The following is a 22044-nucleotide window of genomic DNA, read 5'->3' as shown; positions in this document are numbered from 1 at the left end:
CGTTTATTTTGAAGTTTTTTGCGAGAAACTCGTTTAGCTTCAAACACTTGACTCAACAGGGTGGCTAGCTTTGCTTCGCTACCGCGTTGGAGTGGTGCGCATTATAGGGCCGCCTTCAAGGAGGTCAACCCTTAATTTCAATGTTTTGAAATATTTATGCCGAAGGCGCTTCAGGGCTACCACGCGCCCCATCAATTGCGCACTATATTGCTCACCAGCCACCCCGCCCAAGGATCGCCGCACAGAAATGAACACCCAGCCCCGCAGCCTGGCCGCCACCCTCTTCCCGATTGGGCTGCTGCTTATCGCCATGGCATCGATTCAATCGGGTGCCTCCCTGGCCAAAAGCATGTTCCCCATTATCGGCGCACAAGGCACCACCGCCCTGCGCCTGATATTCGCCAGCATCATCATGCTGCTTATATTGCGCCCGTGGCGGGTACGCATGACCGCCAACACCCTGCGTAACGTGGTCATCTATGGCATGGCCCTGGGTGGCATGAACTTCCTCTTCTATATGGCGCTGCAAACAGTGCCCATCGGCATTGCCGTTGCACTGGAGTTCACCGGACCGCTTGCCGTGGCAATCTTCTCTTCACGCCGGCCAATCGACTTTCTGTGGATTGCCCTGGCCATCGCCGGCCTGCTGCTGCTGTTGCCTGCAGGGCACAGTGGCCAGGCACTCGACCCGGCCGGTGCGGCTTACGCGCTGGGTGCTGGCGTGTGCTGGGCCCTGTACATTCTGTTCGGGCAGCGTGCCGGGGCCGAACACGGCATCCAGAGCGCCGCGCTCGGCGTGGTGGTCGCTGCACTGTTCGTCGCCCCCATCGGCATTGTCCACGCGGGCAGTGCGCTGCTCACGCCCGCTGTCATCCCCATGGCGCTGGGCGTGGCGATCCTGTCCACAGCACTGCCCTACAGCCTGGAGATGGTTGCCCTCACGCGCATTCCGGCTCGCACCTTCGGCACCCTGATGAGCATCGAACCGGCGTTCGGGGCGTTGTCCGGCCTGCTCTTCCTGGGCGAAGTACTGACGGCTACCCAATGGCTGGCGATTCTGGCAATCATTACCGCCTCTGTCGGCACCACGCTGTCCATGCGCAAAGAGCCCACCCCAGCCGTCGCGGCAAACTGATATGAGAAATATTTTCATTTGAGACAGGATTAAAGATTGTAGAGACCCGTCTCGCTGATTAAGCTGTCACAGAATCATCATCTTTACGCTATCTACTGGACCGAACAGGGACGCTGGGGAAATTTCAGGAAGAACCGAAGCGATAACGACAGGGCCAGACGACAGCTGATCGGCCCTGCATTTAAGGACAGGAATGAAACGTATTTTTCTCATCCTGGCCATCTTGGCTATTGCTGGATGTGCCGCCACGGCCAAGACTGAGGTCAAGAGGGGCAAGAAGGGCCTGCATATCAACTGCTCCGGCCTTTCCTCTTCGTGGGACAACTGCTACAGCAAAGCCGCGAGCTCTTGCAGCACGCGCGGCTACCGGGTCATCGCACGCTCGGGCGACAGCGATGAAGAAGCCGGCGACTACTTGTTCGGCATCAACCCGGCGGGTTACACCAGCCGCAGCATGATCGTCATCTGCAAGTAGAACAAAGGGCAGCTCACAAGCTGCCCTTTTCATTTGCCGTTACAGCGGCGCGGTACGCGTTTCTAGCCAGGCCAAGGCATCACCCTTGAGCAACGGCGCCAGGCGCTCACGCACCGTGGCGTGATAGCGGTTCAACCACTCCACCTCTTCTTTTGACAGCTGTTCGGCTAGCAGGCACCGGGTGTCGATCGGGCACAATGTCAACGTCTCGAAGTTCAGGAAGTCGCCAAATGCACTCTTGCCGGCTTCGCGATTGACTACCAGGTTCTCGATGCGTACGCCCCATTGCCCGGGGCGATACGTACCTGGCTCGATCGAGCTGATCATGCGCGCCTGCATCGCCGTCTGCGGTGCAGGTGCCGCCTGGTAGGCAATGACCTGTGGCCCTTCATGCACATTCATGAAGTAGCCTACCCCATGCCCGGTACCATGGCCGTAATCCACCTGGTCTGCCCAGATCGGTGCACGAGCGATGGCGTCGAGCAACGGCGACAACACCCCACGCGGAAAGGTCGCACGCGACAGGGCAATCATGCCCTTGAGTACCCGGGTGCAATCCTGCTTCTGCTGGTGGCTGGGGTTGCCCACCGGCACCATGCGTGTGATGTCGGTGGTGCCGCCCAGGTACTGACCGCCCGAATCGATCAGCAAAAGCCCGTCGCCCTCGATGACTGCATGCGACTGCTCGGTAGCGCGGTAATGCGGCATGGCACCGTTGCCATTGAAGGCAGCAATGGTCGAGAAACTCAGCGACACGAAACCCGGGCGCCGGGCACGCGCTGCGCTCAGTTGCTCGTCAATCGTCAGCTCGGTGATTTTCTCATTGCCCAGGCTGGCCTCGAACCAGGCGAAGAATTCGCACAAGGCAGCACCGTCCTGCTCCATGACCTGACGGATGTGAACAAGGTCTTCATCACCTTTGCATGACTTGCTCAGGGTGGTGGGGTTGATCCCCTCGATCAGCACGACCTCTGCCGAACGGTTTTCCAGCAGGCCACAGGTGACCCGTGCCGGGTCCACCAGCAACCTGCTGCCGGCCGGTACGGCACCTAAAGCCTTGCCAGCCTCGCTGTAGTCGCGCACCTCGATGCCGTCGACTGCCAGCACTTGGCGCAAATGCGCATCCATCTTGTCCTGGCCAACGAACAGGATGGCCTGCTGCTGATTGATCAAGGCAAAGGCCAGGAACACCGGGTTGTAGGAAACATCGCTGCCACGCAGGTTGAACAGCCAGGCGATATCATCGAGGGTAGCGATGAAATGCCAGTCCGCGCCCTTGGCTTGCATGCCTTGGCGCAACTGCGCGAGCTTTTCGGCCCGGCTCACCGTGGCATGAGGTGGCAAGTGCTGGTACACCGGGTTGCCGGGCAACGCCGGGCGCCCATCCCAGACCTGCCCCAGCAAGTCCTTGTCAGTCACCAACCGCGCACCACGCACGTTCAACCGCTCGACCAACTGGCGCGCCGAAGCCAACGCCATGACCGCACCATCCACCGCGACACTGCCGTTGAGCTCGACGTTTTCACCCAGCCACTCCAGTGCCCCGGGTTTGCCCGGCAAAAGCTTCATCAGCTCAATGCCGCTGCCAGCCAACTCATGTTCCGCCTGCTCCCAGTAGCGGCTATCGACCCACAAGCCAGCAAACCCCGGGGTAACTACCAGTGTGCCGACCGAGCCGTGGAAACCCGAGAGCCACTGACGCCCCTGCCAGTAACCGGGCAGGTATTCGGAAAGGTGGGGGTCGGCCGAAGGTACCAGCAAGGCATCGATGCCCTCTGCCGCCATGGCCTGGCGCACGCGTGCCAGGCGCTGTGGCACGCTTTGCTCAAGGGTGGTCTGGACGTTCATGCGCTCTCCTGCGGCAACATCACGGTTGATCCAATGTGCCGATAATGGAACAGCCGCCAGAACCCTGCAATCGCGACGACCAAGACACGGCATGCATTGCCCGCCACGCCCTGTGCCGATAGGACACTTCCTACAACAGGCCCGCTTCCCGCGCTATGCCCGCGGGCATGCCTGAAGCGCCCCCACTTCGCAGTGCAGGCCGCCGTCGCCGCCGCGCACCAGGCTGCGCAGCGTCTGGTAGGCTGCAAAGTTCACCCCGCGCGCCTGATGCTGCCCCAGCAGCTCAAGGAAGGGCTCCTCAACGAAGTACACGGCCGCCGCCGACCAGGCCTGGCGTGACTGCCATTGCAGGTATTGCAGCACCCGGCTGCCATCGTCACTGGCCTGGACACTGACACCCTGCAGCCCTTCACAGCGCGCAGCAAGCTCTTCACTGCGCGCCACCAAGGCCTGAGCCAATGCTTGTTGGCACATGCTGGGCACTTCGTATTCGATCATCTGGGTGAACCAAAGGGGATTAGGGATTGCCGACATCGGCGGTCTCCTGGTAACGGACGCATGCAGCGCGATGCCGAGCAGGGTAAAACCTCAAGTAAAGTCAAGGTCAAGTGGTTTATGCGCACCCTGGCCTGATACCGCAAAACGCCGCCGGTAGTCACTCGGGGTCAGGCCGGTAATGCGCTGAAACACCTTGCGAAACGCACCCGGGTCCTGGTAACCGACACCCCAGGCAATCTGTTCGACGTTGCGCCGGGTGAACTCCAGCAAACGGCAGGCTCGCCCTACCCTCACCTGCTGGCAATACTCGGTGGGGCGCAGCCCGGTGGCAGCACGAAAGCGCCGCAGGAAGGTGCGCGCTTCCAGCCCCGCGCACGCAGCCATCGCCGCAAGGTCAGCCTCCTGCCCGCCATTGCCCTGCAACCAATGTTGCACCTTCAACACGGCCTCGTCGCCGTGGTCCAGGCGCGGACTGAACAGTGCCCCGGGCAAGGGCGCTGTAGTCGGCTCAACGGCCAGGTAGCGAGCGGTCTCTCGCGCCACCGTCGCCCCAAGAAATCGCTCCAGCAGGCGTAAGCCCAGGTCAGTCCAGGCCATCAACCCTGCCGAGGTCACGATATCGCCGTCGTCCAGCAACGGCTGCCGGGCCTCTACCCGCACCTTGGGGAAGCGCTGGGCCAGGGCATGCACATAGTTCCAGTGGGTGCAGGCCGGGCGCCCGTCGAGTAGCCCACTGGCGGCAATGAAAAACACCCCGATGCAAACCGACGCCAGCACCGTACCGCGCCCGTGCAACTGGCACAGCGACGCGCGGTGACGGTCAAGCAGCTCGGTTTGCGGGGCCGACTCCAGGCTTGGCGGAATGATCAATACACCCAGGCCCGGTGCAGCAGCCGCGGAGCTATCCGGGGCTGGCAGCAACTGCCCTGCTTCATCGGCCTGCCAGAAGCTGACGCGAATGTGCGGCAGTTCGACAGCCCCCAGTTCGGCTGCAACCCGGTTGGCCACCAGGAACAGGTCGGCCAGGCCATATACGGCCGCGCGCTGCACGCCGGGGTACAGCAGCAGGCCGATGTCCAGGCTGGCGGGGATGTCAGTTTTTGCCCGCATAGTGTCGTTCGCGCCAATCCTCAGGTTCGTGCACACAGCCTATAACTAACGCCTACCAACGACTACTGCCACAGGAGGCAGCATGAGCAAGCAGGCGCTGATCATCATCGACATCCAGAACGACTATTTCCCGGGCGGCAAATGGACCCTCGATGGCGCCGACCAGGCGGCCGACAACGCTGCCCGGTTGCTGGCAGCCGCGCGCCAACGCGGCGACCTGGTGGTGCATGTGCGCCATGAGTTCGACAGCGCCGACGCCCCCTTCTTTGCACCGGGCTCGCCGGGTTCGGCGATCCATTCCAAGGTCGAACCGGCAGCAGGCGAGCCGGTGGTGCTCAAGCACAAGGTCAACGCCTTCCTCGGCACCGACCTTGAGCACACACTGGACCGGCATGGCGTCAAGGCCCTGACCATCGTTGGCAGCATGAGCCATATGTGCATCGATGCCGCCACCCGTGCTGCGGCCGACCTGGGTTACGAGGTGACCGTGGCACACGATGCCTGTGCGACCCTGCCGCTGGCGTTCGACGGCAGGCAGGTAGCGGCGGCGCAGGTTCATGATTCGGCGATGGCGGCGCTGGCATTTGCCTATGCCAAGGTCGTGAGGACCGATGAGTTGCTTGAAGGCTGATCGGCTCGAAAGCTTTGGGGCTACGCGTCAGCCCCAAAGCTACAGGCTCAAATCACCACATTACGCACGAACCGCACCGCCACGGCCCCATCATTGCGGTATGCATACCGGCAGTTGCTGGGAAACACATGGAACTGCCCCACCAGCAGACGATGCTCAACCCCTTCGATGATCAACGTCAGCTGCCCTTCCGCCACATAAATCTGCTCGCTCCAGCCTTCGGCATCGGCCTCGCTGGAATAGCACTCACCCGGCGCCAAGGTCCACTCCCACAGTTCCACCTCACGCCGCGCCGGGCTGGTGCCAAGCAACACTGCCCGGCTCTGCGGATGCTCACCCGCCCAGGCCAGCTCTTCGATGCGCCCCGGATCACGCCGATCAGGCGCCTGGATCAAGGTACTGAATGCCACCCCCAAGGCTTCGGCGATCAAGTCCAGCGTGGTCAGGCTGACGTTCTTTTCCCCCGCCTCGATCGCCACCAGCATGCGCCGGCTAACCCCGGAGCGCTCGGCCAACGTCGTCTGGCTCATGCCCGCCGCGTTGCGCAGGCTGCGCACATTGAGGCTGACATGTTGAAGCACCGATGCGCGGTGCGCGGAATCTTTGTGCACTATATTGCTCACTGGTCGAGATTGCGCAGTATACTGCCCACTTTGCGGCGATTGTGCGCCGCCCCCTCCGAGTGCGCAAGACCATGAGCCAGGCCAGCAACAAACCGACCCCCACCGTTACCTTTCGCCTGAGCAAGGCTGAGCTGGTACTGGTGTTCATCACCATGTTGTGGGGCGGCACCTTCCTGCTGGTGCACAACGTGATGACCGTCAGCGGCCCGATGTTCTTCGTCGGCTTGCGCTTTGCTGCAGCCGCACTGTTCGTGGGCGTGGTCTCGGCGCGGGCATTGCCCGGGCTGACCTTCACCGAGCTCAAGGCCGGCATGCTGATCGGCGTATCGATCATGCTCGGCTATGGCTTGCAAACCATGGGCCTGCAAACCATCAGCAGCAGCCAATCGGCGTTCATCACTGCACTGTACGTGCCGTTCGTGCCGCTGTTGCAGTGGCTGGTGCTGGGCCGACGGCCTGGCCTGATGCCCAGCATCGGCATTTGCCTGGCGTTCATCGGCCTGATGCTTTTGGCCGGGCCGGAAGGCGGCAGCCTGCATTTCAGCGAGGGCGAGGTGGTCACCTTGGTCAGCGCCGTCGCCATCGCCGGCGAAATCATCCTGATCAGCCGCTACGCCGGCCAGGTCGACGTGCGCCGGGTTACCGTGGTGCAACTGGCGACCGCATCGTTGCTGGCGTTTCTGATGATCGTGCCAACCCAGGAGCGTATCCCCGACTTCTCCTGGCTGCTGCTGGGCAGTGCCGTAGGCCTGGGCGCCATGAGCGCAGTCATCCAGGTGGCGATGAACTGGGCACAGAAGTCGGTTTCGCCTACCCGGGCCACGCTCATCTACGCCGGTGAGCCAGTGTGGGCCGGGATCGTCGGGCGCTTGGCGGGCGAACGCCTGCCGGGCGTGGCACTGCTCGGCGGCCTGCTGATCGTGATCGCGGTGGTGGTGAGCGAGCTCAAAGTGCGCCGACCGCGCGAAGCCATCGAGGCACGCGACGTACAGAATGAAGGCGAACGCCAGGCGGAGCTGTGAAGTCGCTGACAGCAGCTATGCTTTGTAAACAAATGTTATAAAAAAACAGCTTGTCACAGCCTGTTTGTAGGATTCTGCGACAGCTTGCGTGTTGGTGATCACCCCCTCGGCACGTATGATCTTTGCAAACTTCTCCAGAATAGGCCGCTATGTCATTGATAGTGCTATTGCTTCTGCCGTTCGTGGGCAGTTGCCTGGCAGCCGTGCTGCCGCACAACGCACGTAACGCCGAGTCCATTCTTGCCGGGCTCGTAGCCCTGGTCGGTACCGTCCAGGTAGCACTGCTGTACCCCCAGGTTGCCCATGGCGGTGTGATTCGCGAAGAGTTCCTGTGGCTGCCCAGCCTGGGGCTCAACCTGGTACTGCGCATGGACGGCTTCGCCTGGCTGTTCTCGCTGCTGGTACTGGGCATCGGCACGCTGGTGTCGCTGTACGCGCGCTACTACATGTCACCGCAAGACCCGGTACCGCGCTTCTTCGCCTTCTTCCTGGCCTTCATGGGCGCCATGCTTGGCCTGGTGATCTCCGGCAACCTGATTCAGCTGGTGTTCTTCTGGGAACTCACCAGCCTGTTCTCCTTCCTGCTGATTGGCTATTGGCACCACCGCGCCGACGCCCGCCGTGGTGCGTACATGGCGCTGATGGTGACCGGTGCAGGCGGCTTGTGCCTGCTGGTCGGGGCCCTGCTGCTCGGCCATGTGGTCGGCAGCTATGACCTAGACAAGGTCCTGGCTGCCGGCGATACCATCCGCCAGCATGCGCTGTACCCGGTGCTGCTGCCCCTGATTCTCATCGGTGCCCTGAGCAAGAGCGCACAGTTCCCCTTCCAGTTCTGGCTGCCCCACGCCATGGCAGCGCCCACGCCGGTATCGGCCTATTTGCACTCTGCCACCATGGTCAAGGCCGGGGTGTTCCTGCTGGCGCGGCTGTGGCCGGTGCTTTCCGGCAGCGAAGAGTGGTTCTGGATCGTCGGCGGTGCCGGTGCCCTCACCCTGCTGCTCGGCGCGTTCGCCGCCATGTTCCAGAACGACCTCAAGGGCCTGCTGGCCTATTCGACCATCAGCCACCTGGGCCTGATTACCCTGCTGCTAGGCCTGAACAGCCCACTGGCTGCCGTTGCAGCGGTATTCCACATTCTCAACCATGCCACGTTCAAGGCCTCGCTGTTCATGGCCGCCGGCATCATCGACCACGAAAGCGGTACGCGCGACATCCGCCGCCTCAGCGGCCTGATCCGCCTGGTGCCCTACACCGCGACCCTGGCCATGGTGGCCAGCGCCTCGATGGCTGGCGTGCCGCTGATGAACGGTTTCCTGTCCAAGGAAATGTTCTTCGCCGAAACCGTGTTCATCAGTTCCACCGCGTGGGTCGAAGCCACCCTGCCCGTGATCGCCACCCTGGCCGGTACCTTCAGCGTGGCCTATGCCCTGCGCTTTACCGTCGATGTGTTCTTCGGGCCGACCGCCCAGGACCTGCCCCACACCCCGCACGAGCCGCCACGCTGGATGCGTGCGCCGGTCGAACTGCTGGTGCTCACCTGCCTGGTGGTGGGGATCTTCCCTGCCCAGTCGGTCGGCCCGCTGCTGGCCGCAGCGGCGCTACCGGTGGTAGGCGGCACCCTGCCGGAGTACAGCCTGGCGATCTGGCATGGCTGGAACGCACCGCTGATCATGAGCCTGGTGGCCATGAGCGGCGGTATCGTGCTGTACCTGTTGCTGCGCAAGCAGCTGCGCCTGGGCCGCTTCCCTTACCCGCCGGTGATCGAGCGCTTCAACGGCAAGCGCCTGTTCGAGCACGGGCAGGTTCACCTGATGGTGCTGGCGCGTCGGGTCGAGCGCCTGTTCACCTCTCGCCGCCTGCAATCGCAGCTGTTCATGCTGGTGGTCGCCGCCTTTCTCGCAGGCCTCACGCCCATGCTCTACAGCGGGCTGAGCTGGGGCGACCGGCCGAAAATTCCGGGCTCAGGCGTGTTCGTCGCACTGTGGCTGATCGCCATTACCTGCGCCATCGGCGCCGCCTACCAGGCGAAGTACCACCGCCTGGCGGCACTGATCATGGTCAGTGTCTGCGGCCTGATGACCTGCATCACGTTTGTCTGGTTCTCCGCGCCTGACCTGGCCCTGACCCAGCTGGTGGTGGAAGTGGTCACGACTGTGCTGATCCTGCTGGGCCTGCGCTGGCTGCCACGGCGTATCGAGGGCGTGTCGCCACTACCGGGCAGCCTGGAGCGTGCGCGCATGCGCCGCCTGCGCGACCTGCTGCTGGCCGTGCTGGTGGGTGGCGGCATGGCCGTGCTGTCCTACGCCATGCTGACCCGGCCAACGCCCAACGACATCTCGTCGTTCTACCTCAGCCGTGCGCTGCCCCAAGGCGGCGGCACCAACGTGGTCAACGTGATGCTGGTGGACTTCCGCGGCTTCGATACCCTCGGTGAAATCACCGTGCTGGTGGCCGTGGCGCTGACCGTGTTCGCCCTGCTGCGCCGCTTCCGCCCACCCAAAGAGAGCATGCAACTGCCGGCGCAGCAGCGCCAGCTGGCACCCGACGTGGTCACCGACCTGATCAACCCACGGCATGCCACCGACACCGCCCTGGGCTTCATGATGGTGCCTGCAGTGCTGGTGCGCCTGCTGCTGCCAGTCGCGCTGCTGGTCTCGATGTACCTGTTCATGCGTGGTCACAACCAACCGGGCGGCGGCTTTGTCGCCGGCCTGGTGATGTCGGTGGCGTTCATCCTGCAGTACATGGTGGCCGGTACCCAGTGGGTCGAAGCGCAGATGAGCCTGCGCCCGCTGCGCTGGATGGGCACCGGGCTGCTGTGCGCGACCCTGACCGGGGTCGGCGCCATGCTGCTGGGCTATCCGTTCCTCACTACCCATACTGCCCACCTGCACCTGCCACTGCTGGGTGATGTGCATGTGGCCAGCGCGCTGTTCTTCGATGTCGGCGTATACACCGTGGTGGTCGGCTCGACCTTGCTGATCCTCACGGCCCTGGCGCACCAGTCGGTGCGCGCTTACCGCCCGGGCAACCCGGCGAAAACCAGCCAAGCAGGAGCCGCCTGATGGAAGAAGTGATTGCAGTCGCCATCGGCGTGCTCGCCGCCTCGGGGGTGTGGCTGATCCTGCGCCCCCGTACCTACCAGGTCATCATGGGCCTGTGCCTGCTGTCGTACGGGGTCAACCTGTTCATTTTCAGCATGGGCAGCCTCTTCATCGGCAAAGAGCCAATCATCAAGGACGGCGTCACACAGGACCTGCTGCACTACACCGACCCGCTGCCGCAGGCGCTGGTGCTTACCGCCATCGTCATCAGCTTTGCCATGACCGCGCTGTTTCTGGTGGTGTTGCTGGCCTCACGCGGCCTGACCGGTACCGACCACGTGGATGGCCGGGAGCGTGACGAATGAATGGAATGAGTCAACTCATCGTGGCGCCTATCCTGCTGCCGCTGGTCACTGCCGCAGTCATGTTGCTGCTGGGTGAAAAGCACCGGCAGATCAAGGCCCGCCTGAACCTGCTGTCGACCTTCGCCGGCCTGGCAATCGCCGTCAGCCTGCTGCTGTGGGTGCGCACCCAGGGGCAGGCAGCGTCGATCGGCGTTTACCTGCCAGGCAACTGGCCGGCACCGTTCGGCATCGTGCTGGTCGTGGACCACCTGTCGGCCCTGCTGCTGACCCTGACCGGGGTCATCGGCTTCAGTGCGCTGCTGTTTGCCCGTGCCCGGTGGGACGGTGCCGGGGCCAGTTTCCATGCGCTGTTCCAGATCCAGCTGATGGGCCTGTACGGTGCCTTCCTCACCGCCGACCTGTTCAACCTGTTCGTGTTCTTCGAAGTGCTGCTGGCCGCGTCGTATGGTCTGCTGCTGCATGGCTCGGGTCGCGCACGGGTGCGCGCCGGCCTGCACTACATCGCCATCAACCTGTTCGCCTCGTCGCTGTTCCTGATCGGCGCCGCCATGCTGTATGGCGTGACCGGCACCCTGAACATGGCCGACCTGGCCCTGAAGATTCCCCTGGTGCCAGAGGCCGACCGTGGCCTGTTGCATGCCGGCGCGGCGATCCTGGCCATGGCCTTCCTGGTCAAGGCCGGTATTTGGCCGCTGAACTTCTGGCTGGTGCCTGCCTACGCTTCGGCCAGCGCACCCGTGGCTGCGCTGTTCGCCATCATGACCAAAGTCGGCCTGTATGCCGTGCTGCGCCTGTGGACACTGCTGTTCTCCGGGCAGGCCGGGGCCTCGGCGCATTTCGGCGGCGAATGGCTGGTATACGGCGGCCTGGCCACCCTGGCGGTGGCTGCCGTATCGATCCTGGCTGCACAGCGCCTGGAGCGCATGGCGGCCCTCAGTATCCTGGTCTCGGCTGGCACCCTGCTCGGCGCGGTCGGTTTTGCCCAGGCGGCGCTGACCGGCGCGGCGTTGTTCTACCTGGTCAACTCCACCCTGGCCCTGTGCGCGCTGTTCCTGCTCGCCGAACTGGTCGAACGCTCACGCTCGGCCAATGAGGCGCCCCTGGACGAAGAAGAAGACGTGATGCCGCCCCCGCTGGAGTCGCTGCATCCGCCCAAGGGTATCAACCTCGACGACGAGCAGAAGGTGGTGATCGGTCAGATCATCCCATGGACCATGGCCTTTCTGGGCCTCAGCTTCATCGCCTGCGCGCTGCTGATCATCGGCATGCCGCCCCTGTCGGGCTTTGTCGGCAAACTCAACCTGATCAGCGCGCTGTTCAACCCACAGGGCCTGGGCGTGCCGGCAGAACAACCGTTGAGCCCGGCAGGCTGGGGCCTGGTTGCACTGCTGATCCTGTCCGGTATGGCGTCGCTGATCGCCTTTGGCCGCGTGGGCATACAGCGCTTCTGGAAGCCCGAAGAGCGCCCGTCACCCGTCCTGCGCCGCTATGAGTGCCTGCCCATCGTCATCCTGCTTGGCCTGTGCATGGTCCTCAGCCTCAAGGCCGAGCCGTTGCTGCGCTACACCCAGGACACCGCCGCCAGCCTGCAGGCGCCGGACGCCTACATCGAAGCCGTGATGGCCGCCCGGCCGATTCCTGGCCCCACCTCGCTCGACGTAGAGGTGCAGCCATGAGCCGACTGTTCCCCGCCCCGCTGCTATCGGTTTCGCTGTTCGGCCTCTGGCTGTTGCTGAACCTCTCGGTCAGCCCAGGCAATCTGCTACTGGGCGCCGCACTGGGTGTGCTGGCCCCACTGCTGATGGCACCGTTGCGTCCGCAGCATGCCCATGTGCGTCGGCCGCTGGTCATTGCCCGGCTGATCGGCCGGGTCGGCATCGATGTGATCGTCTCCAACCTGCTGGTGGCTCGCGGCGTACTGCGTGCCGGCAAGCAGCCGCCACGCTCGGCATTCGTGCACATACCGCTGGCATTGCGCGACCCGCACGGCCTGGCGGCACTTTCGATGATCACCACGGTGGTGCCCGGCACCGTCTGGTCCGAGCTGGCGCTGGACCGCAGCGTCTTGCTGCTGCATGTGTTCGACCTGGACGATGAAGCGGCCTTCATCCAGCACTTCAAGGACACCTACGAACGCCCGCTGATGGAGATCTTCCAATGACAGGCCTGCTCGCCAATGCTGTCCTCGCCAGCCTGTTCATCTTCGCCCTGGCCATGGGCCTGGCGCTGATCCGGCTGTTCCGTGGCCCGTCCGCCCAGGACCGGGTGCTGGCGCTGGACTACCTGTATATCCTGGCCATGCTGACCATGCTGGTGCTGGGGATCCGTTACGCCAGTGACACCTACTTCGAAGGTGCCCTGCTGATTGCGCTGTTCGGCTTCGTCGGCTCGTTTGCCTTGGCCAAGTTCCTGCTGCGCGGAGAGGTGATCGAATGACCGAAACCTTGGTACTGCCCTTCTGGCTGGAGGTGGTTACTGCCGTGCTACTGCTGACCGGCAGCCTGTTCGCCCTGGTGGGTGCCATAGGCCTGGTACGCCTGAAAGACTACTTCCAGCGGATGCACCCACCGGCACTGGCCTCGACCATTGGCGCCTGGTGCGTGGCGCTGGCCTCGATCATCTACTTTTCCTGGCTCAAGGACGCGCCTGTGCTGCACGCCTGGCTGATTCCGATCCTGCTGTCGATCACCGTGCCGGTAACCACGCTCTTGCTGGCGCGGGCGGCGCTGTTCCGTAAGCGCATGTCGAAAGAGCCGGTGCCCGAAGAGGTCAGCAGCGGTCGCGACCGCGGTAACTGAAGGTTGCGCCTCACCTTTGGCTGAGGCGCTGCAGCTCCCGCCGGACCATGGCGACATAAGGCGGTGGGCCGAGCCGGTAGAGCTCACCCGCCACCCAGCTCAGCCAGGTGCTTTGCAGTTCTTCGCGCCTGGCCAGCAAACGTTCGGCCTCGGCCACCGCATCCGCCTGATGCTGCCGATGAAATTCGGCCCGCGAGGCAGGTGCATCGTCAGCGCCGGTCACTCACTGGCCTTGAAGGTGGTCAGTTCACCCTTGCGCCATTTGGCAACCTTGCCGGTCACCGCCTTGAGCAACTTGCCCAGGCCTTCCTGCACTTGCTGCTGTGCGGCGAACACCAACATCACGCCCTGGCCCTCACGGAACACGATGCCCTCGCCTTCCGGCACCGAAACGAAGGCGTAATCGCCCACGCCATACACATTCAACTTGATTTCGCGAAAGCGCATTTCCAGCTTGCCACCTTCACGGCTGGGCAATACGGCGGCACGAAAATGATCGCCTACTTTTAGCTCCAGGCGTTGTTTGTCATCGACCACCAGTGCGCTCTCGGTGTCGATTTCGGCCATGTACAGGCCTTCTGGATTCTGTTCGGTGACATAGATGAAGCGACCCTGGAACAGTTGGGCCAATTTACCGCGCAAGTCGCCCAGGGCGAACAATGCATGGGTATCAAGAGTGCTGACTGCCAATGAAGTAATCCTCAACCGGTTACAACCCGCCCTCACCCAAGCTCGGGGAGGCACGGCCATTTCTTATCGATAGGCGAAAAGAGTAATAAAGCGATATACGAAATGTCTGTGCCCGCTGACGATGCAGCGCGCAGGAATCTTTACTCTGGTTTGCCAGATTTGCCTTCAACCGAAGGCGTTTGGCTCATTCCCGGCGTGGGAAGCGTGATGCCTGAGATCACTCGCCAGAAAGCGCAACCAAGGAAGCGGGCCTGCGAGAACACAAGGCCAGGCATCCCGATGCGCATTACTGTAGGACAAATATGCCCGAAAACACCGAAACCCGTCGAGAGGCAATAAACATTTTCAGGCAGCCAGCCCTTTCTTCAGTTGTTGCTGCCAGGCGGCCTGGCATTCCAACGCCTCTTCGCGGGTGGCAAATGCAGTGCCACGGCGCTCGCCATTGACCAGCACCACCCAGCAGATGCGTTTGCCCAGCGCTTGCAGGGTGGCCGGCACCCCCGAACCAATCATCACGGCTACATCGACTCGGCTATTCATCATTCCCTCCGGAACTTAATTAGCACCCTAACGATATAGCCATGATACGCCTGCTCGTGGCGAGGAAACAGCGCATGCCGGTACATCAGTGTTACGCACGGGGCAACAAAAACGGCGCCAGCGAGAAACGCAAAAAGCCCCAGGGATTGCTCCGTGGGGCTTGGCACCGCGCGCGGGGTTATACCTGGCGCTGGTGGCGGTCGAGCTGCTCGTGGCGCTCCTGCGCTTCGATGCAGTACTTGGTGGTCGGGCTGATCAGCAGGCGCTTCAGGCCAATCGGCTCACCGCTGTCATCGCACCAGCCGAAGCTTTCGTCGGCAATACGGTCCAGGGCCATTTCCAGCTGTGGCAGCAGGCGCTGGTCGCGGTCGATGGCATTGACCAGCCAGCTACGCTCTTCTTCGACCGAAGCCACGTCGGCAGGGTCCGACGGGGTGTCCAGGCCTTCGATGGTGGTGCGGCTGAGCTCGATGCGTTCATGGGTTTCGACTTTCATCGCCTGCAGCAGCTCAGTGAAGAAGGCCAGCTGGTCGGCGTTCATGTAGTCATCGGCCGACATGGCCAGCAACTGTTCCTTGGTCATCGATTTCTCTATGAAAAAATGTGCATTTGGGCGATTCATGTGCCGCCGACGCCTTGGCATCGGCAGCGGAATTCTTCAAGCGCCAACCGGCACTCTTTTACAGGGGGCGGCAGTCTAAGGCGCCACGTCGCGTGGAGCAACTGCAAATGGGTGCGAATTTGCTTCCGGTGCTTACAATCCGCCGGTCGGTGCCTTCAGTTCAAGTCGATTGCCAGCACCATACTATAAAGCAAGCCCTTGCCCTGGCTGGCTTTTGATCTGGCTGTTGATCTTGATCTTGATCTTGATCTTGATCTTGATCTTGATCTTGATCTTGATCTTGATCTTGATCTTGATCTTGATCTTGATCTTGATCTTGATCTTGATCTTGATCTTGATCTTGATCTTGATCTTGATCTTGATCTTGATCTTCGCGACTTCAGGAGGCCGAACGCAGGCCTTGCGGAGGGAGGTGACGGGCATGGATGCCCGTCAAGCGCTGGGCCCCAGGATGGGGCCTGCAGCGCGGTCCTCCCGGGAGCAAGGCCGGAGTGAGGGAACCCCGGAGCGCAGCGCAGGGGCCGGATGATGGGAGCGCAGCGTTTTTTGGTTACTTTTTGTCGCGTTTGACAAAAAGTGACTCGCCGTAAGGGCGAAAAGGTGAGTCAGCGTCGCCATCGCAAATGGACTGTTCGCTGATTCAAAACAGAAGAATCTTGCTTCTTGCTTCTTGGATGCGGGCATTCACATCAAGTAGACATTCATTCACGAAGGTGGCGCACAGTCACCTTTCCGCCCTTACGGCGGGTCCCTTTTTGTCGTGGCAAAAAGGAACCAAAAACCGTCCGCTCCCATCATCCGGCCCCTACGCTGCGCTCCGGGGTTCCCTCGCTACGGGCTTGCTCCCGGGAGGACCGCGCTGCAGGCCCCATCCTGGGGCCCAGCGCTTGACGGGCATCCATGCCCGTCACCTCCCTCCGCAAGCCCTTCGCTCGGCCTCCTGAAGTCGCAATCGGCGTTGCCTGAACTATCGCGCGCTTAGAAGCAAAAGCAAAAGCAACGGCAACGCCGAGTCTGATCAACGATCCTTGAACTGCGCCTCGCGCTTGGCGATGAACGCGGCCATGCCTTCTTTCTGGTCTTCAGTGGAGAAGGCCGCATGGAACACTCGACGTTCAAAGCGCACACCCTCGCTAAGGGTAACTTCAAACGCCCGGTTGACACTTTCCTTGACCATCATGCTCACCGGGATCGATTTGCTGGCAATGGTCGCCGCCACCTTCAGCGCCTCTTCCACCAGCTCCGCCTGCGGCACAATCCGCGCCACCAGGCCAGCCCGCTCGGCCTCTTCGGCGCCCATCAGACGGCCTGTCAGGCACAGTTCCATGGCCTTGGCCTTGCCCACCGCACGGGTCAGGCGTTGGGTACCCCCCATCCCTGGCAGCACACCGAGGTTGATTTCCGGCTGGCCGAACCTGGCGTTGTCGGCGGCCAGGATAAAATCACACATCATCGCCAGCTCGCAGCCACCGCCCAGGGCAAAGCCAGACACCGCAGCGATGATCGGCTTGCGGCGGTTGGCAATGCGGTCGGCATCGCTGAACAGGTCGTCAACGTAGATCTGCGGGTATTGCAGCTCGGCCATTTCCTTGATGTCGGCGCCAGCGGCAAAGGCCTTGGCCGAACCTGTCAGCACCACGCAGCCGATGTTTGGGTCACGCTCTAGCTGGTCCAGGGCCTGGTTGATTTCACCGACAATCTGCGCATTCAGCGCATTGAGCGCCTGCGGGCGGTTGAGGGTGATCAGGCCGACCTTGCCGTGGATGTCCAACAGGATGGTTTCGAATGCCATGCAGTCTGCTCCTTCAAAGATTGCGCGCAATGACCATGCGCTGAATGTCGCTGGTGCCTTCGTAGATCTGGCAAACCCGAACGTCTCGGTAAATCCGCTCCAGCGGGAAGTCACTCAGATAGCCATAACCGCCCAGGGTCTGCAAGGCATCCGAACAGACCTTTTCGGCCATTTCCGAGGCAAACAGCTTGGCCATCGACGCTTCCACCAGCGCTGGGCGCCCGGCATCACGCAGCGCGGCAGCGTGCAGCACCATCTGCCTGGCTACGGCAATTTTCGTGGCCATGTCGGCCAGGCGGAACGCCACGGCCTGATGCTCGATCAGCGCCTTGCCGAAGCTTTGCCGTTCGTTGGCATAGTCGCGGGCCACTTCGAAGGCGGCGCGGGCCATACCCACAGCCTGCGAAGCAATACCGATGCGGCCACCCTCAAGGTTGGCCAGGGCGATCTTGTAGCCTTCGCCCTCCGCGCCCAGGCGGTTGGCCACGGGCACACGCACATTGTCGAAAACGATCTGGCAAGTGTCGGAGGCATGCTGGCCGAGTTTGTCCTCGACCCGCGCCACCTGATAGCCCGGCGAATCGGTCGGCACGATGAAGGCGCTGATGCCACGCTTGCCGGCGTCCGGGTCGGTCACGGCAAACACGATCACTACCCCGGCGTTTTGCCCGGAGGTGATGAACTGCTTGCTGCCGTTGAGCACGTAGTGGCCGCCATCAAGCTTTGCCCGGGTTTTCAGGCTGCTGGCATCAGAGCCTGCCTGCGGTTCGGTCAGGGCGAAGGCACCGAGCATCGCCCCCGTGGCCAGGGGGGTGAGAAACTGCTCTTTTTGCTGCTCGCTGCCAAAACGCAGAATCGGCACGCAACCTACCGAATTGTGCACGCTCATGATGGTCGAGCAGGCGCCATCACCCGCAGCGATCTCTTCCAGGGCCATGGCATAGGCCACATAACCGGTATCGCTGCCACCCCACTGCTCCGGCACCAGCATGCCGAACAGGCCCAGCTCGGCCATCTCGTCGATGGCCTCTTTCGGAAAGCGGTGTTCCTTGTCCCACTGTTCGGCAAACGGCTTCAGCCGCTCCTGGGCGAAAGCGCGCACGGCGTCGGCGATCTGTTGTTGCTCGTCAGTTACCAGCATGGTTCACCTCAGTACAGGCATTCGACAGCCATGGCCGTCGCTTCGCCGCCGCCAATGCAGATGGCCGCTACACCCCGACGCAGGTTGTTCTGGCGCAGGGCTGACAGCAGGGTGACCAGAATGCGCGCGCCAGAAGCACCGATCGGGTGACCCAGGGCGCAGGCGCCGCCGTGGATGTTGACCTTGTCGTGGGGCAGGTCGAGGTGTTTCATGGCCGCCAGGGTCACGACCGCGAAAGCCTCGTTGATCTCGAACAGGTCGACTTCGGCCAGGTTCCAGCCGGTACGTTTCATCAGTTTGTCGATGGCTCCGATCGGCGCAGTGGGGAACAGTGCCGGCGTGTCGGCAAAGGCGGCGTGGCCGTGGATCACCGCCAGCGGCTTGAGGCCGCGCTTTTCGGCGTCGGAGCGGCGCATCAGCACCAGCGCGGCGGCACCGTCGGAAATCGAGCTGGCGTTGGCTGCGGTCACCGTGCCGCCTTCGCGGAAGGCAGGCTTGAGCTGCGGGATCTTGTCCAGGCGCGCCTTGGGCGGCTGCTCGTCGTCCTTGATGACGCGTTTTTCCTTACCCTCGGTGACTTCCACCGGCACGATCTCGGCGGCAAAGCGGCCGCTCTTGATCGCGTCCTGGGCACGGGTCAGCGAGGCGATGGCGAACTGGTCCTGGGCTTCGCGGCTGAAGGCATTGGCCTGGGCGCAGTCCTCGGCGAAGGTGCCCATCAGGCGGCCTTTGTCGTAGGCGTCTTCAAGGCCGTCCATGAACATGTGGTCGATGATCTTGCCGTGGCCCATGCGGTAACCGCCACGGGCTTTGTCCAGCAGGTAGGGGGCATTGGTCATGCTCTCCATGCCACCCGCTACCATCACATCTGCGGTACCGGCCAGCAGCAGGTCATGGGCCATGATCGCGGCTTGCATGCCCGAGCCACACATCTTGTTCAGGGTGGTGCAGGTGGTGTGTTTGTCCAGCCCGGCACCCAGCGCCGCCTGGCGCGCTGGTGCCTGGCCCAGGCCGGCCGGCAGTACGCAGCCGAACAGCACCTGCTCGACGCTGGCAGCGTCGATGCCGGCGCGCTCCACGGCGCCGCGAATCGCCGCGCTGCCCAGTTGTGGCGCGGTCAGGCTTTTGAGGTCGCCCTGCAGGCCGCCCATGGGCGTGCGCATGGCGCTGACGATTACGATCGGGTCATTGGCGAGGGTCATGTTCGCTCTCCTTACTTGGCAGCCATGCGCAGTGCGCCGTCGAGGCGAATCACCTCGCCGTTGAGCATGCTGTTCTCGATGATGTGACGGGCCAGTGCAGCGTATTCCTGTGGGCGGCCCAGGCGCGGCGGGAATGGCACACCGGCAGCCAGCGAAGCCCGCACTTCTTCGGTCATGCCGGCCATCATTGGTGTTTCGAAGATGCCCGGGGCAATGGTCATCACGCGGATGCCGAAGCGCGCCAGCTCACGGGCGGCCGGCAAGGTCAGGCTGGCGATCGCGCCCTTGGATGCGGCGTAGGCGGCCTGGCCAATCTGCCCGTCATAGGCGGCAATGGACGCCGTGTTGATGATCACGCCACGCTCCCCACCTTCATCGGCAGCCCCTTCGGCCATGGCCGCCGCAGCCAGGCGCAGCAGGTTGAAACTGCCGACCAGGTTGACGTTGATGACCTTGGCGAAGCTGGCCAGGCCATGGGGGCCCTGCTTGCCCAGCACCTTTTCCGCACCGACGATGCCAGCGCAGTTGACCAGCCCATGCAGGCTGCCAAAGCTGCTGACAGCCGCATCGACAGCCGCTTGGGCCGCCTGCTCGTCACTGATGTCAGCCACGGCGAAACGGGCGTTGTCACCCAGCTCGCGGGCCTTGGCCTCGACAGCCTGGGCATTGAGGTCGACCAGCATGACCTTGGCGCCGGCCTCGACCAGCATCTGCGCAGTCGCGGCACCCAGCCCGGAGGCGGCGCCGCTGACGATGAAGTGTTTGTTGGCTATCTGCATGATCGGTTTCCTTTCAGGCGCTGGCAGGGGTGGCCTGTTGCGCGTTTTGTTTGGCGACTTCCTGGTTACGCAGGATGAAGCGTTGCAGCTTGCCGCTCGGGGTTTTGGGCAGCTCGCTGACGAATTCGATTTCTCTGGGGTAGGCATGGGCGTACAGCCGCTGGCGTACGTGCTGACGCAAGGTTTCTTCCAGCTCGGCACTGCCGTTGTAGCCACTGGCCAATACCACGAACGCTTTGATCAGCTCGGTGCGCTCCGGGTCGGGCTTGCCGATCACCGCCGCCTCGATCACCGCCGGGTGCTCGATCAGCGCGCTTTCCACATCGAACGGGCCAACCCGGTAACCGGAGGTGGTGATCACATCATCGCTGCGGCCAACGAAGCTGATGCTGCCGTCCTGGTTCAGCTCGACGGTGTCACCGCTCAGGTAGTACTTGCCAATGAAGGACTTGGTCGGCAACCCGTGGTAGCCACCGAACCAGCACAACGGCGATTGCTCACGGTCGACAGCAAGGATGCCCGGCTGGCCGGTCGGCAGTTCGTTACCCTGCTCGTCCACCACCACAATGCGGTGGCCAGGGATGGCAAAGCCGGCCGAGCCCAGGTGTACCGGGTGCTTCAAACCATGGTGGTTGCACAGCACCATGCCCAGCTCGGTCTGGCCGTAGTGATCGTGAATGGTCACGCCCAGTTCGTCGGAGAACCAACGGATCACTTCCGGGTTAAGCGGTTCGCCAGCACTGCTGACCACCCGCAGACGGCCCTTGATCGGCGTCGAGAATTCATTGCCCGCAGCGATCAGCAAACGGTACGCGGTGGGCGAGCCGGCCAGGTTGGTGATGCCCAGCTTGTCGATCACCCGGGCGCAACTTTCAACACTGAACGGGCCATCGTAGAAGGTGGTGGCGTGCCCCAGCGACAACGGCCCGGTAACGGCGTAATACAGGCCGTACGCCCAACCCGGGTCGGCCAGGTTCCAGAAGTTGTCCTCAGGAAGCAGTTCGATGGCATCGCGCATGTAGCCCTGGAACGCGACAATCGCCCGCAGCGGTACTTCCAATGGTTTTGCCGGGCCGGTGGTTCCGGAGGTGAACATCAGCAGGAACGGATCGTTGCCCGAGCGCATCACCGGCTCGCAGGCATCCGCTGCGCGCTCCAGGCATTGCTGGAAGTCCAGCTCACCGCTGCGGGCCCTGACCGTAATGATGGTCGGGCAGGCCTGCACATCGTCCAGCTTGGCGCGGTTCTGACTGTCGGTGACGACCACTCGGGCGTGGGATTGCTCGAGCCTGTGCTCGATGGCCTTGGGGCCGAACGCCGTGAACAAGGGCTGGTAAACCGCCCCGAGGCGCCAGGTGGCGAGGATGGTGACCAGCAGTTCGGGCGTGCGCGGCATCAACCCGGCCACCCGGTCTCCGGCCCCCACCCCCTGCGCCTTGAGCACATTGGCAAACCGGGCTGCCTGCGCCTTGAGCTGATCGAAGCTGTAGCGCGCGCTATTGCCATCGCGGTCTTCGTAAACCAGCGCCAGCTTGCCGCTTCCGGCATGCCGATCACAACATTCGACACAGGCATTAAGGGCTTCGAGGTTGCCATGCAATGCCACAGCAGCGGCGTTGGCATGGTCGAACGCACGAGCGGCCTCGGCGTAATCACGCATCTTCGGACTCCTGGTTTCTTGTTTTTGGAGTGGAACCATCGGTCTGTTGATGGTGGAGCCGCAGGGCCG

General features: G+C 62.9%; 24 protein-coding genes. 10 read left to right on the top strand and 14 right to left on the bottom strand.

The window, feature by feature from the left end; all coding sequences use genetic code 11:
• Window positions 1-247 precede the first annotated feature (247 nt).
• Both rhtA and QQ992_RS09170 read left to right on the top strand, forming a co-directional pair.
• Complete coding sequence (rhtA, locus tag QQ992_RS09175) at window positions 248-1135, top strand: threonine/homoserine exporter RhtA (RefSeq protein WP_286113126.1); 888 nt, start codon at window positions 248-250, stop codon at window positions 1133-1135.
• A 193-nt stretch (window positions 1136-1328) separates the two neighbouring features.
• Complete coding sequence (locus tag QQ992_RS09170) at window positions 1329-1610, top strand: hypothetical protein (protein WP_016714998.1); 282 nt, start codon at window positions 1329-1331, stop codon at window positions 1608-1610.
• Between the two features lie 39 nt (window positions 1611-1649).
• Here the strand turns inward: QQ992_RS09170 and QQ992_RS09165 are convergent, their stop codons facing one another.
• The 3 genes from QQ992_RS09165 to QQ992_RS09155 all read right to left on the bottom strand — a co-directional run bounded on the left by QQ992_RS09165 (window position 1650) and on the right by QQ992_RS09155 (window position 5066).
• Window positions 1650-3458 (bottom strand): aminopeptidase P family protein, encoded by a 1809-nt coding sequence (locus QQ992_RS09165; protein WP_286113124.1) that lies wholly within the window; start codon window positions 3456-3458, stop codon window positions 1650-1652.
• A 153-nt stretch (window positions 3459-3611) separates the two neighbouring features.
• The gene (locus QQ992_RS09160) at window positions 3612-3992 is read right to left on the bottom strand and encodes an antibiotic biosynthesis monooxygenase (protein WP_286113122.1); all 381 of its coding nucleotides are present in this window, start codon (window positions 3990-3992) and stop codon (window positions 3612-3614) included.
• 54 nt (window positions 3993-4046) lie between these two features.
• Window positions 4047-5066: a GlxA family transcriptional regulator gene (locus QQ992_RS09155; protein WP_286113121.1), complete on the bottom strand. Its 1020-nt coding sequence runs from the start codon at window positions 5064-5066 to the stop codon at window positions 4047-4049.
• 82 nt (window positions 5067-5148) lie between these two features.
• On the opposite strand from QQ992_RS09155, the gene QQ992_RS09150 reads away from it, so the two are divergent.
• Window positions 5149-5697, top strand: coding sequence for a cysteine hydrolase family protein (locus tag QQ992_RS09150; RefSeq protein ID WP_286113119.1), 549 nt, complete (start codon window positions 5149-5151; stop codon window positions 5695-5697).
• Between the two features lie 47 nt (window positions 5698-5744).
• On the opposite strand, the gene QQ992_RS09145 is transcribed toward QQ992_RS09150, so the two are convergent.
• Complete coding sequence (locus QQ992_RS09145; RefSeq protein WP_119370696.1) at window positions 5745-6308, bottom strand: helix-turn-helix domain-containing protein; 564 nt, start codon at window positions 6306-6308, stop codon at window positions 5745-5747.
• An 83-nt stretch (window positions 6309-6391) separates the two neighbouring features.
• Between QQ992_RS09145 and QQ992_RS09140 the strand changes: the two genes are divergently transcribed.
• The 7 genes from QQ992_RS09140 (at window position 6392) to QQ992_RS09110 (ending at window position 13549) form a co-directional block, all read left to right on the top strand.
• The gene (locus tag QQ992_RS09140) at window positions 6392-7342 is read left to right on the top strand and encodes a DMT family transporter (protein ID WP_119370697.1); all 951 of its coding nucleotides are present in this window, start codon (window positions 6392-6394) and stop codon (window positions 7340-7342) included.
• Between the two features lie 149 nt (window positions 7343-7491).
• The gene (locus tag QQ992_RS09135) at window positions 7492-10407 is read left to right on the top strand and encodes a monovalent cation/H+ antiporter subunit A (RefSeq protein WP_286113118.1); all 2916 of its coding nucleotides are present in this window, start codon (window positions 7492-7494) and stop codon (window positions 10405-10407) included.
• A complete protein-coding gene (locus tag QQ992_RS09130) occupies window positions 10407-10751 on the top strand; it encodes a Na+/H+ antiporter subunit C (RefSeq protein ID WP_003250128.1) in 345 nt (114 codons plus the stop codon). Before QQ992_RS09135 ends, QQ992_RS09130 begins: the two co-directional genes overlap by 1 nt.
• A complete protein-coding gene (locus QQ992_RS09125) occupies window positions 10748-12427 on the top strand; it encodes a monovalent cation/H+ antiporter subunit D (protein WP_286113117.1) in 1680 nt (559 codons plus the stop codon). Before QQ992_RS09130 ends, QQ992_RS09125 begins: the two co-directional genes overlap by 4 nt.
• Window positions 12424-12912 carry a Na+/H+ antiporter subunit E gene (locus tag QQ992_RS09120; protein WP_286113116.1) on the top strand — a complete coding sequence of 163 codons (489 nt, stop codon included), beginning with the start codon at window positions 12424-12426 and terminating at the stop codon, window positions 12910-12912. Before QQ992_RS09125 ends, QQ992_RS09120 begins: the two co-directional genes overlap by 4 nt.
• Window positions 12909-13187, top strand: coding sequence for a K+/H+ antiporter subunit F (locus QQ992_RS09115; RefSeq protein ID WP_003250109.1), 279 nt, complete (start codon window positions 12909-12911; stop codon window positions 13185-13187). The genes QQ992_RS09120 and QQ992_RS09115 overlap by 4 nt, the downstream gene beginning before the upstream one ends.
• Entirely contained in the window at window positions 13184-13549 is a 366-nt protein-coding gene (locus QQ992_RS09110) for a Na+/H+ antiporter subunit G (protein ID WP_016714985.1), read from the top strand. The genes QQ992_RS09115 and QQ992_RS09110 overlap by 4 nt, the downstream gene beginning before the upstream one ends.
• A gap of 10 nt (window positions 13550-13559) precedes the next feature.
• Here QQ992_RS09110 and QQ992_RS09105 read toward each other — a convergent pair whose 3' ends face one another.
• From QQ992_RS09105 to QQ992_RS09060, 10 genes are all read right to left on the bottom strand, one after another.
• A complete protein-coding gene (locus QQ992_RS09105) occupies window positions 13560-13772 on the bottom strand; it encodes a hypothetical protein (RefSeq protein ID WP_016714984.1) in 213 nt (70 codons plus the stop codon).
• A complete protein-coding gene (locus tag QQ992_RS09100) occupies window positions 13769-14239 on the bottom strand; it encodes a hypothetical protein (RefSeq protein ID WP_060500527.1) in 471 nt (156 codons plus the stop codon). Before QQ992_RS09100 ends, QQ992_RS09105 begins: the two co-directional genes overlap by 4 nt.
• Before the next feature lie 345 nt (window positions 14240-14584).
• Window positions 14585-14779 carry a hypothetical protein gene (locus tag QQ992_RS09095; RefSeq protein WP_012271507.1) on the bottom strand — a complete coding sequence of 65 codons (195 nt, stop codon included), beginning with the start codon at window positions 14777-14779 and terminating at the stop codon, window positions 14585-14587.
• 178 nt (window positions 14780-14957) lie between these two features.
• Window positions 14958-15362: a TraR/DksA family transcriptional regulator gene (locus QQ992_RS09090; protein ID WP_003250099.1), complete on the bottom strand. Its 405-nt coding sequence runs from the start codon at window positions 15360-15362 to the stop codon at window positions 14958-14960.
• Between the two features lie 222 nt (window positions 15363-15584).
• Window positions 15585-15824, bottom strand: coding sequence for a hypothetical protein (locus QQ992_RS09085; protein ID WP_286113113.1), 240 nt, complete (start codon window positions 15822-15824; stop codon window positions 15585-15587).
• Window positions 15825-16419: 595 nt separating this feature from the next.
• The gene (locus tag QQ992_RS09080) at window positions 16420-17193 is read right to left on the bottom strand and encodes an enoyl-CoA hydratase (protein WP_110740400.1); all 774 of its coding nucleotides are present in this window, start codon (window positions 17191-17193) and stop codon (window positions 16420-16422) included.
• 13 nt (window positions 17194-17206) lie between these two features.
• Complete coding sequence (locus QQ992_RS09075) at window positions 17207-18334, bottom strand: acyl-CoA dehydrogenase (RefSeq protein ID WP_286113111.1); 1128 nt, start codon at window positions 18332-18334, stop codon at window positions 17207-17209.
• An 8-nt stretch (window positions 18335-18342) separates the two neighbouring features.
• Window positions 18343-19536, bottom strand: coding sequence for an acetyl-CoA C-acyltransferase (locus QQ992_RS09070; RefSeq protein ID WP_286113109.1), 1194 nt, complete (start codon window positions 19534-19536; stop codon window positions 18343-18345).
• Window positions 19537-19547: 11 nt separating this feature from the next.
• Window positions 19548-20315, bottom strand: a complete 768-nt coding sequence (locus QQ992_RS09065; RefSeq protein ID WP_286113108.1) for an SDR family NAD(P)-dependent oxidoreductase — start codon at window positions 20313-20315, stop codon at window positions 19548-19550.
• 13 nt (window positions 20316-20328) lie between these two features.
• Window positions 20329-21975, bottom strand: coding sequence for an acyl-CoA synthetase (locus QQ992_RS09060; RefSeq protein ID WP_286113107.1), 1647 nt, complete (start codon window positions 21973-21975; stop codon window positions 20329-20331).
• Window positions 21976-22044 lie beyond the last annotated feature (69 nt).

Source organism: Pseudomonas kurunegalensis (assembly GCF_030291635.1).
GTDB classification, from domain to species: domain Bacteria; phylum Pseudomonadota; class Gammaproteobacteria; order Pseudomonadales; family Pseudomonadaceae; genus Aquipseudomonas; species Aquipseudomonas monteilii.
The sequence above is the reverse complement of the archived record's forward strand: the minus strand, read 5'-3'. Positions and strand labels throughout refer to the sequence as shown.